Below are 12,537 nucleotides of genomic sequence, written 5' to 3' on the forward strand. Positions count from 1 at the left end.
TTTCGTAAGCTGCGGCAGCGACACTGAGCGTGTAGCGGCTGCGGTGAAAATCGCGTCCGAACCCCACCGAACGGGTCAGCCTTTTGTCGCCGGCCAGCGTGTCGATCAGCGGCTGCACGGCGTCATCGCCTTTGGCGACTAAAGCGCGGCCGATCGGATCTCCGCTCAGGCTCACGCCGCCCGGCTGGCCCCATTGGCGCGCCGTGATCTGATCCAAATTCTCAATGAGCGCCGCGATTCGTGACTTCTTATTCGGGATCTTCTCGATCTCATCCAGCGACGGCGCTGCGTTCTTGCCTTCACGAAGCCGCCGTTCGCCATCCGCGAGGAGGCGGGGCAGCGGCTCCAAAAAGAGGAGGTAAGCGGATTTTACGGGAGGAAAATAACTGCTCGTATCCGTCAGCACATAGCCGCGCCGGGCGGCTTCAATTTCGATCTGCGGCGCGGCCGCTGTGAGCAGCCGCGCGCTGATCGTGGATAATTCGTCGTCGCCGCGCATGTGCGCTGTTAACGCGCGGTCGAAGAGAGACCAGGACCAGTCCGAGGCGAGCATCAAGTAAGGATCGGCCTTTTCCGGCAGTCCAGAGACGACATTGGGGCCAACGCCCGCATCCCATGCGTTCCAGTATCGCCTGGCAAGGTCTGTTTCTCCCAGGCGAAGAAGAAGGCAGGCCTTAATCGGCGTGAATGTGGCCGCTGTGATCGTCTGGGCGTCGGAGCTTGCATTGCGCGTCCAGTGCACGTATGGCGTCTTGGGCGACTGCTTCCGCTGCCGCGCCTGCGCGGCTTCTTCCGTGCTGATCACCCCGAGAATATCTTTACGAAGATCGGCCTTCTTTCCCATGGAGACGATCGGATAGGTCAAACCATTCCAGCAGACGGCGAACTTCTGGGCTGCGCCATCGTTTGAGGGCAGAACCCACGCGTGTGTTTTCATCACGCCCGCGTCACCCGACCATGGGCTGCCTACGGCGACCGAGATTTCTCGATATTCGCCGCCGCGCGGATCGGCGAGGCCTTGTTCAAAAAGTGTGCGCGTCGCGGAGATCAGCGGCTCCGAAAGACCCGCAGGGGCGGTCCAGGCGCTGTTCTGCTGTGGCGGCTGCGGCAGAGCCGATCCCGTAAAAACCGGAGACGGGGACGCTGAGGTTTGCGTGTGTCCGGGCTGCGCGCACACAGACAGCAAAAGCGCGAAAAGCACTGTGCTGCTTCGATTGACATTCATGATATCTTCACCTAATGTATGGAACGGATCGCGGCGTCCCGGTAACGGGAAAGACAATGCTATGACACATTTGTTACCGATGTTTCTGTTTGCCTTCGACGTACAGAGCATATTTGAGAAGTTTCTTTGCCAGCGGGTACAATAATCGGGTTGCTTTACGCGTACACGGTCGGCCGGCTTTCAGGGAGAACGTTGTGACTGAAAACATCTTGGCTCGGAACAATGTCCGCGTCTTTGGCGAGGGGGCGCGGACGATCATCTTCGCGCATGGGTTTGGCTGCGACCAGAACATGTGGCGGCTGGTGACCGGCGCCTTCGACAAAAGTTTTCGGATTGTGCTGTTCGACTATGTCGGCGCGGGAAAATCCGACCGCCGCGCTTACAGTCCCGAGCGTTACGGCTCTCTCGCGGGCTACGCGCAGGATGTGCGGGATATCTGCGCCGCTCTGGATCTCAAGGACGCGATTTTCGTCGGCCACTCGGTCAGCGGTATGATCGGCGCTCTGGCGTCCATCCAGGAACCGGGTCTTTTTTGGGATATGATTCTTGTCTGTCCCTCCCCGCGCTACATCAACGATCCGCCCGATTATGTCGGGGGATTCGAGCGGGCGGAGATCGAGGGTTTGCTGGACATGATGGAGCAGAACTATCTGGGCTGGGCGAGCTTTCTCGCTCCGGTCGTGATGAAGAACTCGGATCGTCCGGAGCTGGGGCAGGAGCTGGAGGACAGCTTCTGTTCGACCGATCCGAAGACGGCCCGCCAGTTCGCGGAAGTGACGTTCTTTTCCGACAACCGCGCCGACCTTCCCAATGTCCGAACGCCGTCGCTGATCATCCAATGCTCCGACGACGCGATCGCGCCGATCGACGTGGGTGAGTACTTATTCCGCCATTTGGCCGGCAGCTCGCTTCGTGTGATCGAGGCGACCGGCCACTGTCCGCATCTGAGCCATCCCGAAGAAACGATCGGCGTCATTCAGGATTATCTCACCGCGCGTAATCTCCTGTGAGCCTCGACGAAAAAGATCGTCTGGAATCTGGAATGAACGATCTTCTGAACGATGCGCCCTGCGCGTTTCTCACATTCTCCAGTGAAAGCCTGATCGAATTCGCCAACGCCGCCCTGCTTAGTCTGTTGGGATACGCGGGGGACGAGCTGCGAGGGCGGCGCCTCGATTCCCTTCTTTCTCCGGGCGGGCGTGTTTTCTATCAGACGCACCTCTATCCTCTGCTGCACATGCAGGGGCGCCTGGATGAAATCTCGCTTTCCCTGATGACAAAGGGCGGCGAAGAAATCCCCGTTCTCCTCTACGCCCAGCGTACAGAGAAGGAGGGGGTGGATTTCTACTCCGGCGTCTTGGCGCCGATGCGCCAGCGCCGCCGGTTTGAGGAAGAGCTGATCCTGGCGCGGAGAGCGGCGGAGGAAGCGGCCGAGGGGCAGCGCGCGGCCAACGCCGCGCTGGAGGAAGCGCGCAGGGCTTTGGAAGCGCAACACGCGGAGCTTCAGACGCTGAACGCCGTGATTGAGGCGCGCTCTGAGCGGGAGCGCAACATCGCCGAGCGGCTGCAGGATGCGCTGCGTCCGGCGCTGCACGGCCCGGTTCCCGGACTGGATCTGGCGTACTATTATCAGCCTGCGCTGGAGGAAGCCGGAGTCGGCGGCGACTTTTTCGATGTCTTCCCGCTGGACAGCGGCCGATACGCCCTCGTCGTCGGTGACCTGGCCGGCAAGGGGCTGGACGCCGCCGCTCAGACGGCCACAGTGCGCCATATGCTGCGCGCGCTGCTATATATTGGCGAGGAACCCGCTTCCGCGATCGTGAAGCTGAACGACATGCTGGCCGGCAACGCGCTTTTGACCGGGTTCGCCACGCTCTTCGTCGGCGTTTACGATCCGCAACACTTCGCGGTGACTTATGTGTCGTGCGGTCAGGAGCCCGGTTTGCTGCTGCGAGCCGATACGGGCGGCGTGGAAAGCCTGATGCCTACGGGACCGGTTCTGGGCGCCTTTGCCGGCTCCGTGTTTCAGCAGCGCTGTGTCCTGCTGGAGCCGGAGGATGTGCTGTGCCTTTTCACCGACGGTTTGACGGAGGCGGGTTTGGAGCGCAGCAATATGCTGGGCGTCGAAGGCATCGCCGATCTTCTCCGTGAAGAAACCCCGGAAGCGCAAACGGCGGCGTCCGTGGCGCGGCGGCTGATCGACGGGACGGAGATGTTCGCCACCGCCGCCGGCATACGCGACGATGTTTGTCTGCTCGTCGTGCGGGTGCAAAGCAAGACCGATTCAGATTAGGAGCCTTATGCGATATCGATCCCTTTTTCTCCTCGCCGCCTCTGCGGCCATCGCCCTGTCGGCCGCCGCGTTGGCGCAGAACAAGCCTGAGGACACGGAAGTCTGGACGCCTGTCCCCACCGTGGTGACGCCCGGCGCGGCCGTCGTCGGCGCGTTGCCTTCGGACGCGGTCGTCTTATTTGACGGGAAAAATTTAGACGAGTGGGTGACTACGAACGACACCGCGAAGCCCGCGGGATGGACGGTGGCGGACGGAGTGGTCACGGTCAAGAAGGACGCGGGCAACATCCAGACAAAGCGCAGCTTTACGGATTACCAGCTGCACATCGAGTGGAAGATCCCGGCAGGGATCAAGGGCGAGGGGCAGTACCGGGGCAACAGCGGCGTGTTTCTCGCCTCCACTGGGGCGGGCGACGCTGGCTACGAGCTGCAAGTGCTGGACAGCTTCGTCAATAAGACCTATGTGAACGGTCAGGCCGGCAGCATCTACAAGCAGGCCGCGCCGCTGGTGAACGCGTGCCGCAAGCCGGGCGAATGGCAGAGCTACGATGTGGCCTGGAGCGCTCCGCGCTTCGCGCCGGGCGGCGCGCTGCAGTCGCCGGCCCGTGTCACCGTCCTGCAAAATGGTGTCTTAATTCAGAACAATTTTGAGCTGAAGGGTGAGACGGCTTTCATCGGCGCGCCGTCGTATCATGCGCACGGCCCGTCGCCGATCAAATTGCAGGCTCACGGCGACCCGAGCGCGCCGATCAGCTTCCGAAATATCTGGGTGCGGGATCTGTCCAAAAATTAGCGCTGTGAGTTTCGTGTGCGGATCAATATCCGTGTCTTCTCCCCATGTGCGGACTGGGAGATGGAGGCCGCAACCTCTTCCTGCCGTGTATGAAGAAAGAAGTCCGCGCTCCAGAATCTACTCTGGCGGCAGACAATCACGCTCCGCGCCCCATTTTGGCCGGTCGTGATAAAGGTTCCGTTGAGAGGCCGCGTCGTGGGAATTGTGTTGTGTGCGGGAGACATCTCCGGCGTGGCTCGATGTGCGTAAAACGACCAGACGGCGTCGAGAGACTCGCTGGTTTCTAGTTCGCGCCATCCGGGAGGGCTGTTCAGCGTCGTGTCTTGAGGAACCACCAGCGCATTCGGGATTGTCCAGCGCTCCATAGCCGCCTTCTGCTGCGCCGCTCTGTCGTGCTCCAGCATGGGATGTGTGCGTGTATAACGCATGAGAACGATCCCGGCGGCCGCGATCGGAAGAATCATTGCGAACAAGATCGCGAAACGCTTCATGCCATCCCCTTCGCTGCCTGCTACGGCGTCGGCTCCGGCGGCGCTTTCACAGGCTCACCGTCCAAAAACGCCGACTTGTGGATACTCAATATTCGTGACTGCGTCAGCAGGTACGTATCGCCCTTTTTCGCCCAAAACTCACGGAACGTCCCCACGACATGCTGTTTGAGAACCTTGCTGTTCTCTCCAAACATCGTAAAGGTGTAGTCGCCTTTTTCCACGACCACGATACCGCCGCTGATCGGCTTCGCCGACACAACGGTGTCGCGCTCCTTGACGGTGGACTTCCGCACGCCCGGCTGGTCGGTGTGCACCATCTTGTTGTAGAGTCTCAGCTTGTCGTCGCGCGTCGTGGGAGAAATCACGCCGTCCTGATCGACACTGCTGAACTCATCGGCGTAAACCGAAACCGCCGTCACGAGATCCTGACGCGCAACCGCCGCATTCTTCTTATTATACAATGCTTGGATCGTCTTGCGCGCCTGCGCGCTGGGATCCGCCTGCGCCGGGATGGAAAAAGCAAAATATGCGATTAGTATTGCAATAATTGCGTTAGATCTCATTCTGATCATCTCCGTGCCTTGCGAGAAAACATTGAAACCATTCTACCATTAACAGGACTTTTAAGCAAGCAAGCATGAGCGGCCGGATGGCGCAGCACGCGCCATCCGATGTTTTTTGCTGATCGTGTTGATCTGTCGTTATGGCTGAGCGGTCTCCACCACTTCGCCATTGAGCTTGGTGCTGCTGTGACCATCTAAAATCCGTGACTGAGTCAGGATGTACTGCGAACCCTTCTTCGCCCAGTAGTCGCGGGACCGGCCGGCGCTGTGGTATTCGTAGACGTTGCCGTTGGGGGCGGTGATGCGGCCGGTGAAGTCGGATTTATCGATGACGACCACGCCGCCCGCGACGACTTTGAGCGAGAGGACTTTGTCATGACCCTTGAGCGTCGCCTTCAGGCCGTAGCCTTCCACGTCGGCTAGCTTTTTGTAAAGCTCGCGCAGCTGCTCTCGGCCTGAGGGGTTGTAATCGCCGGCCTTGTCAATCGTGACGAAGTCTGGATCGTAGTAGGACGCCACGGTGTTGAAATCACGATGCGCCATGGCGTTGTTCATGATGTTGTAATTACGCTGGATCGTCTGGCGCAGGGGCGCGTTCGGGTCCGCCGCGTGCCCGGCGATGGGCAGCGCGAGCGCCGCGAGAGAGTAGAACAGCAGAGAATTAGAAGTGCGCATGCGGCCGAAGTCCTTGTCTGACATAATTTAGGTACGCCTAGTTTACCATATGAAAAGTAATCTCGGTGTTGGCAGGCTCCGTGTGTCAGACTGTCTTCTTGGCGGCCTTCGCGGGCGTTCCCGTCTCCGGGTAGGGAGTGAGCAGCCAGAAGAGGCGGGCGGCGGCGGCGTTTTCGATCAGTTTCTTTCGCTCGTTGGGTTTATGCTTCGCTTCGTTCCAATAGCCGCCGTCGGGATCGCGAACGTGTTCGTAGGCGAATGCGGCTTCGCTGCGGACGGCGTCGAGGTACTTAATGTCGCGCGTCACATCGTAGAGGCGAAGCAGGGATTCGCAGAAGAGGTGCGTGAAGAGCGCGGAGCCTTCCGTCTTGTGCAGCGATCCAGTCTTGGGATCGGTCCACTGGGCAAGGCCGGCGTCCGCCATGCGCCGCGCTTCAGCCAGCGCTTTTTTGTCGCCTTGCATCTGGTAGAGCAGGACATCGGTGCGGATCGCTAAGCCAGTATTATAGGTCCACTTCGTTTTTTCGACTTTGCCCTTGAGATCGATATTGTCCCAGTAGAGGCCGTCCGAATCTTGGAGCTTATCTTTCGTCCACTTGCGGATTTTGAGCGCCCACGAGAGCTGGGCCTTGTCATGGCCGACCTGATAAAGACGCAGCGCCGCCGCGGAGGCGGGGGTATTGGAGCAGGTGTTTTTGGATTTGCGGTCGAGCTTCCAATAAACGCCGCCGTCCAGTTTGCTGTCCCATCCGCTGAGGACGAATTTCTGAGTCGCGCGGGCCTTCTTGAGGAAGTTAGGATTCTTTGTGGCTTCGTAGGCTTCCACAAGACCCAGCACGAGCCACTCGTTGTCGTCGTAATACTTATCGGTTCCGCCGGGGCCGGAGCAGTAGGCGTTGTAGCCGGACGGCCCACTCTTGGGCTTGGGGTCCCAGTAACTTTCCAGGCCATGCGTGAACTCGTAGAGCGCTGTCTTATACTTTTTGGGATTTTCATGCGCGGCTGCGGCGAGCACCGTAAACTGGACGCCGTTTGCCCACATAAAATCATAGGGCAGCTCTTTGGGGTCGACAGGAACCCGGGAGCGATAGCGGTAAGTCTTGGCGTCGTAGAAATGGGTCTGAATGTAGTCGGTCTGTTCCTCCGCCTTTTGCCGATAGTCGGCATGCGCGGGCGCGGCTGTCAGGACGGCGGACAGAGCGGACATCGCCGCAATCATCGCGGCGGCGTTCGGGATCGTCATTGTCGTGTAAAGCCTCCTCATTCGAACCATTTCTTTCTATCATACTGTGTTTTTGTGCAGTTTTGGTTCCTGCTGCTAGACGTACTGTCCAACTTGGCGTCTTTTTCCATCTCCTATACCTGAATTTTCGCCAAAAGGTTCGCGAGAGCGATGGCTCCTTGCCAATCGTCGCCGCCGTCCTCCACGGTCCACCAGGCTGCGAGCACCGCCTGCGCCACCGCCCAGCCGCGCACTCGCGCCCGGTCGAAGCCCAATAAATCCGCCAGCTGATGCGCCCGGCGCTCCAGCAGTTTCCCGGGATCGGCGTGCGCATGGCGGTCCTCCCACAAATTGCGCAGCAGCGCGCCGACCTCGTACGCCGGCTCTCCAACCAGACCCTTGGGGTCGATCGCCACCCAGGTTTCGCCCGACGACAGAATATTGTCATGATGCAGGTCGCCGTGCAGAAGAACAGGATCGTCCGATGAAGCGAGCAGCTCTGCGAACAGCGTCTCCGCTTCTTCCACAATCTCCTTGGGAAACGGCCCGGTCCCGCCGCCGAATCGCTTGCGCATCTTTGCGAACCCATCGCCCCAGTCGGCGACGGTGGGAAAGGCGTTTCCCAAGGGCGCGGGCCGCCAGAGGCGGCGCATCACATCGGCGGCGATGACTGTCGCTTCTGCATCGCCCTCCTCGCTTGCCATGCCCGCCAGCGTCTCGCCCGGGGCCAATCGCTCCAGCAGCATGATGTTCTGCGCGTCATCGGAAGCCAGCAGACGCACCGCGCCACGCCCATCATACACACGCAGCGCCGTGCGCTCGTTGTTCATATCGCCCGTCGGCGGGCCGATTTTCAGCACCACGAGACTGCCATCCGCGCGCATGGCGTGCGTGACATAGTTATACGAGAGGTTGGGAAACGCCGGGAGCAGCGTCAAGTCCCAGCGGCGAGCGCAATCGTTCAGCAGGCCAGGCAAGGATTCGAGCCATTGGGCGCCGCTGGGGTCCAATGCGTTAATCGTGCGAACGAAGCTGTGAGGGAGATCGAGAGAAGGGCTCATTTGGTTACGTGTAGGAATCGCGGGTTATAAAACCCATGGCTAGGAGAATGCGCGTGCATAGGCTTTATGCTATTGTTAACGCCAGCATCGTGTTATCGGGTGGCATGCCGGCAGCTCTGGGCAGGCATGCCACCCGGTGAAAGTTACCGAGCAAAAAACTGCCCCATGAACTGTGGGGGCCGGAGGGGCCATCTTCTCCCGGGGCGGAGGGGCCAAACACCCACACGAATTGGGGCGGAGGGGCCTCATCCTTATCCCCGCACGGCGGCCGCGCGGTCGGCCAGAACTTCGGTGACGGTTTCGCTGGCGCCGAGGTAGCGGCCCATGGAGAAGCGGACGTCCGGGTGGCGGGCCTGGGCTTCGTCGAGCAGGGTGGGGAGGTCGTCGGCGACATGGGTGCCGGTGTGCAGGAAGTAGGGCACGGCGGTGACGTCGGATGCGCCCTGCGCGGCGCAGGAGTCCAGGGCGTCTTTGATCGTTGGTTCGTTGCACTCCATAAATCCGACTTCGACGATGTCGAAGGCCTGACGCGCTTTGACGACGTCGACGACGCGGAACATCTCTTTGTTGGACACCGGGCGCGGCGACCCGTGCACCATCACGACAAGGGCGGTTTTCGACATGGTTCGGTTCTTTCTAACGACTGTGTCTTTTACTCAACGGCGATGCGGACGGGCGTTCCGGGTTCGGGAACGCGCGGGCAGCTGGGTGTGGCGTACAACGGGCACTCTGGATTCGCGCGGCAGCCGCGCGCGGCGGCGGTAAGGTCGTCGCGCCAGGCGTCCGGCCCGAGAGGATTATTCGCGCTTTCGATCAAGGCGTCCGCGAGACGCTCGTCGAAGCCGATGGCGTCGGCGATCACAAACTCGATCTGGGGGTAGTGCGGGCGCACGGCGTCCACATGCTCTGGCAGGCTTTTGGAGACGAAGTATCCTGGGACCAGAAAGAAGGGAAGGACGACAATGCGCGTCGCGCCGGCGTCCTTACAGCGGGTGACGGCTTCGGGAAACGTCGGGACCGAGTAATTCATGTACCCGATTTCGACGATCGAATAGTCGCCGCGACGGCGCAGCCGTCCGGCGTGAGCTTCCAGCGCCTCGCCGGCGCCGCAGAGAAGCGATCCGTGTGAGAAAAGAATCAATGCATCCATAGCATTATGATACCCCTCGGGTAACATTGCCGCGCGCTATGGCGTTGTAGGAAGTAGGAACGGTAAGGGGGACGGAGAATGACGTTGGCGGAAGGCGCGCAAGGCGGCAAGTTGGCGGAGCGTGAGAACAAGCGCCGGCGGGACCGGATCGCCGTATCGGCGGTTTTCTTTTTGAATGGGCTGGGAATGGCGACATGGGTCTCGCGGATCCCGGCGGTCCAGGAGCGGCTGGGGGTAGGCACGGGCGTGCTGGGCCTGGCGCTGCTGGCGATTGCGGTGGGGGCGCTGATCGCAATGCCGGTGACGGGTTGGCTTGCGGCGCGCTGGGGCAACCAGCGGATGGCGTCGGTCGGGCTTGTGATGCTCTGCGCCGCGCTGCCGCTGGCGGCGCTCGCGACGAACGCGTGGCTTCTGGGGCTGGCCCTGCTGCTTCTCGGGATGGGGAATGGGACAGTCGATGTCTCGCAGAACGCCGAAGCGGTGGAGGTGGAGCGCGAGTGGGGTTCGCCGATCATGTCGTCGTTCCATGCCCTGTGGAGCGTCGGTGGTGTAACGGGCGCCGCGCTGGGCGGCTTGCTCGCGCAGTTCGGCGTTTCGCCGATCTTGCACCTCAGCGTCGTGGCGGCGCTGGTGCTGACGGCGGGGCTGGCCGCCGCCCGGCAAATGCCGCCGGCGCGGGCGGCCGGTTCGAACGCACATCCGGGCGGCGCGCCTTTGTTTACGCTGCCGCCCCCGGCGCTGCTGGCCATCGGCGCGGTGGCGTTTTGCAGCATGCTGACCGAAGGCGCACTGTCGGACTGGAGCGGGATCTATCTACACAGGAACCTGCACGCCGGCGCGGGGATTGCGGCGTCCGGTTATGCGGTCTTTGCCGGAGCGATGTTCGCGGGGCGCGTCGCCGGCGACTTTCTGACCCATCGGTTCGGCCCCGTGCGTATCGTGCGCTGGGGCGGAATGCTCGCGGCGGCCGGGATGGCCGTCGCCCTGCTCGTCGGGCAAACATGGGCGGCCCTTCTGGGATTTGCCTTGATCGGCCTCGGCGTGGCGATCATCGTGCCGATCGCATTCAGCGCCGCCGGAAACACGCCCAGCATGGCTCCGTCCGCCGCGATCGCCGCCGTGTCCTCGACAGGGTATTTCGGTTTTCTCGTCGGTCCGCCGCTGATCGGATTTATCGCCGAAGTCGTCACACTGCGTGGGGCGCTGATTGTAGTCGCCTTGCTTTGTCTGCTCGTCAGCTTCCTCGCCAGCAGCGTCTCCCGCGTTTCGGATTCACCTGCCCATTAACGGACCTCCGCCGCAACCCCAGGAGGAAATCGCCGCGCGCCGACGAATTGATACGCAGATCAATATTATTTTTGCTGGCGCATGGAGACTATCAAAAATGGGGACGACAACTGAAACGCGGCGATGCCCCGTGGGATGCGGGCCGCTGACGCCACTGAAGTTTCGGGGAGTGACGCTGGATCGCTGCCAGGTGTGCGCCGGCGTTTGGTTTGACGCCAGTGAGTACGAGGCGCTGGAACAGCTGCCGGAAGCCGCGCTGCGAACGCTGGAAGTCGAGGTCGAGGTGCGAAGAGGGCCGGATGCCCCCGCGCCTCACGCCGTCGCCGCGCCGGTGCGCAGCTGTCCCGCCTGCAAAGCGCGGCTTCAGCCGGTCCACTTGACGCGGGGCGTCAAGGCGGTTTTGGATCACTGCGGGAATTGCTACGGCTACTGGGCCGACGATTCCGAACTCGCCATGCTGAGCGAGGTTCTTGACGGCGAAAAACCCTACTTCGCGCCCGAGCTTGCCGACCAAACGCGCAAAGAAGTCTCGGTGGCGCTGTCCGAGGCGCTGACCCCACGGCAGGAAATCCGTATCACGGTGTTCCAGACAATCTGTGTCTGGCTGACGCGTCCGATCGTCTTTCCCGTCCAGGTTCCCGGTGAGCACGTCTAAGGATATTTGATGCCGCGTCGTATTCTCGCCGCCCTAGCCGTTCTGACGCTGTGCTCCATCATGCCCGCGCATGCGTGGGACTCCAATGGACACAAGCAGATCGCCGATATCGCCTGGGCCCAGTTGGATGCTCCCACAAAGGCCAAAGTGCGCCTGATCCTGATGGCCGGCGATCCCGCCTATCGGCCACGGCAGGCCGGGGACGCTGGGACCCGGGAGGCTTTTCGCCGGGCCGCCATATTCGCCGACGACATCAAGCGCAATCACGAGACGCAGTACGAATCGATGGTCGATCCGATGAACCGGATGTGGCTGCCGCAGCCGGACCCGAGCGACCGCGAGCAGGAGCGGTGCAAGACGTGGCATTATTACGACACGCCAATTCGCGCCGGCGCGGACGCTCCGCAGCCACGTCCCTCCAACGCGCTCAAGGCTCTGACTCATGCGCGGGAAGAGCTGGCGCTGCAGCAGCACTCCGGCGATCCCGATCGGCAAACCCAGTGCTGGTGGCTTTACTGGACCGAGCACCTCGTGGCCGATCTGCATCAGCCGCTCCACTGCGCGAGCAGCTTTGGGCATTACGCCACCGGGGACGCCGGCGGCAACGGGTTTCTCCTCGGCATTCCCGACCCCGGCCGGCCCGGTAAGAACGAAAACCTGCACTTCTATTGGGATTCCGGGATCGGTCACGCCGTCGCCGCCGACCCTGCGACCGCATCGGATTATGCGGGAGCCCCTGGACATCAAGATTTTGAGGATGTCACGCGCAAATGGAGCGCCGACGCCTCCGCGCGCCCGTCCGCCACGGACGCGCATAATCTCGACATCCCCGCCTGGATCGCCGAAGGCGCGCGCCTTGCCGACACAGAAGTCTATGCCGTTGCTGAGGACGCCGCTCCTGCCCCCGAATACGACGCCGCGCAGGCCAAACTCTGCAAGCGGCTGGCGCTGCTCGCGGGAGCGCGTCTGGCGGAAATGCTGAAGCAGTCTCTCAAATAACCGGCGTTACGCAAGTTGCGCCCGGCGGTTAATGCAGTTTGACGTATCAATGGCGCAATCGGCCCACATAAGAGAGCCGGCGGTTAAAACCGCGCCTTCAAGTGCGCAGAAACCCACCTACGT

At 61.6% G+C, this 12,537-nt stretch carries 14 protein-coding genes; 6 read left to right on the plus strand and 8 right to left on the minus strand.

Features of this window, described 5'->3' with window-relative positions:
* On the minus strand, positions 1-1,225 hold a 1,225-nt coding region (locus ABIZ35_RS24920), incomplete at its 3' end, for a hypothetical protein (protein WP_348222638.1).
* 194 nt (positions 1,226-1,419) lie between these two features.
* On the opposite strand from ABIZ35_RS24920, the gene ABIZ35_RS24925 reads away from it, so the two are divergent.
* Genes ABIZ35_RS24925 through ABIZ35_RS24935 form a run of 3 tightly spaced genes read left to right on the plus strand, consistent with a single transcriptional unit; the run spans position 1,420 to position 4,311 of the window.
* Positions 1,420-2,235 carry an alpha/beta hydrolase gene (locus ABIZ35_RS24925; RefSeq protein WP_348222639.1) on the plus strand — a complete coding sequence of 272 codons (816 nt, stop codon included), beginning with the start codon at positions 1,420-1,422 and terminating at the stop codon, positions 2,233-2,235.
* 32 nt (positions 2,236-2,267) lie between these two features.
* Complete coding sequence (locus tag ABIZ35_RS24930; protein WP_348222640.1) at positions 2,268-3,518, plus strand: SpoIIE family protein phosphatase; 1,251 nt, start codon at positions 2,268-2,270, stop codon at positions 3,516-3,518.
* A 7-nt stretch (positions 3,519-3,525) separates the two neighbouring features.
* Positions 3,526-4,311 carry a DUF1080 domain-containing protein gene (locus ABIZ35_RS24935; protein WP_348222641.1) on the plus strand — a complete coding sequence of 262 codons (786 nt, stop codon included), beginning with the start codon at positions 3,526-3,528 and terminating at the stop codon, positions 4,309-4,311.
* Here the strand turns inward: ABIZ35_RS24935 and ABIZ35_RS24940 are convergent.
* The 7 genes from ABIZ35_RS24940 to ABIZ35_RS24970 form a co-directional block, all read right to left on the minus strand.
* Positions 4,308-4,802 carry a hypothetical protein gene (locus ABIZ35_RS24940; RefSeq protein ID WP_348222642.1) on the minus strand — a complete coding sequence of 165 codons (495 nt, stop codon included), beginning with the start codon at positions 4,800-4,802 and terminating at the stop codon, positions 4,308-4,310. The two genes, ABIZ35_RS24935 and ABIZ35_RS24940, sit on opposite strands and share 4 nt — an antisense overlap.
* A 20-nt stretch (positions 4,803-4,822) precedes the next feature.
* Entirely contained in the window at positions 4,823-5,365 is a 543-nt protein-coding gene (locus ABIZ35_RS24945) for a hypothetical protein (RefSeq protein WP_348222643.1), read from the minus strand.
* 138 nt (positions 5,366-5,503) lie between these two features.
* The gene (locus tag ABIZ35_RS24950) at positions 5,504-6,064 is read right to left on the minus strand and encodes a hypothetical protein (protein ID WP_348222644.1); all 561 of its coding nucleotides are present in this window, start codon (positions 6,062-6,064) and stop codon (positions 5,504-5,506) included.
* A gap of 61 nt (positions 6,065-6,125) precedes the next feature.
* Positions 6,126-7,283 (minus strand): glycoside hydrolase family 76 protein, encoded by a 1,158-nt coding sequence (locus ABIZ35_RS24955; protein WP_348222645.1) that lies wholly within the window; start codon positions 7,281-7,283, stop codon positions 6,126-6,128.
* A gap of 113 nt (positions 7,284-7,396) precedes the next feature.
* Entirely contained in the window at positions 7,397-8,323 is a 927-nt protein-coding gene (locus tag ABIZ35_RS24960) for an aminoglycoside phosphotransferase family protein (protein ID WP_348222646.1), read from the minus strand.
* A gap of 251 nt (positions 8,324-8,574) precedes the next feature.
* Complete coding sequence (locus ABIZ35_RS24965) at positions 8,575-8,946, minus strand: CbiX/SirB N-terminal domain-containing protein (RefSeq protein WP_348222647.1); 372 nt, start codon at positions 8,944-8,946, stop codon at positions 8,575-8,577.
* A gap of 29 nt (positions 8,947-8,975) precedes the next feature.
* On the minus strand, positions 8,976-9,473 hold the full coding sequence (locus ABIZ35_RS24970; RefSeq protein ID WP_348222648.1) for a CbiX/SirB N-terminal domain-containing protein: 498 nt from the start codon (positions 9,471-9,473) through the stop codon (positions 8,976-8,978).
* A gap of 78 nt (positions 9,474-9,551) precedes the next feature.
* Between ABIZ35_RS24970 and ABIZ35_RS24975 the strand changes: the two genes are divergently transcribed.
* The 3 genes from ABIZ35_RS24975 to ABIZ35_RS24985 all read left to right on the plus strand — a co-directional run bounded on the left by ABIZ35_RS24975 (position 9,552) and on the right by ABIZ35_RS24985 (position 12,414).
* The gene (locus ABIZ35_RS24975) at positions 9,552-10,760 is read left to right on the plus strand and encodes an MFS transporter (protein WP_348222649.1); all 1,209 of its coding nucleotides are present in this window, start codon (positions 9,552-9,554) and stop codon (positions 10,758-10,760) included.
* A gap of 97 nt (positions 10,761-10,857) precedes the next feature.
* Entirely contained in the window at positions 10,858-11,415 is a 558-nt protein-coding gene (locus ABIZ35_RS24980) for a zf-TFIIB domain-containing protein (protein ID WP_348222650.1), read from the plus strand.
* Positions 11,416-11,424: 9 nt separating this feature from the next.
* On the plus strand, positions 11,425-12,414 hold the full coding sequence (locus tag ABIZ35_RS24985; protein ID WP_348222651.1) for a S1/P1 nuclease: 990 nt from the start codon (positions 11,425-11,427) through the stop codon (positions 12,412-12,414).
* Positions 12,415-12,537 lie beyond the last annotated feature (123 nt).

Source organism: Capsulimonas sp., assembly GCF_039929585.1.
GTDB lineage: Bacteria > Armatimonadota > Armatimonadia > Armatimonadales > Capsulimonadaceae > Capsulimonas.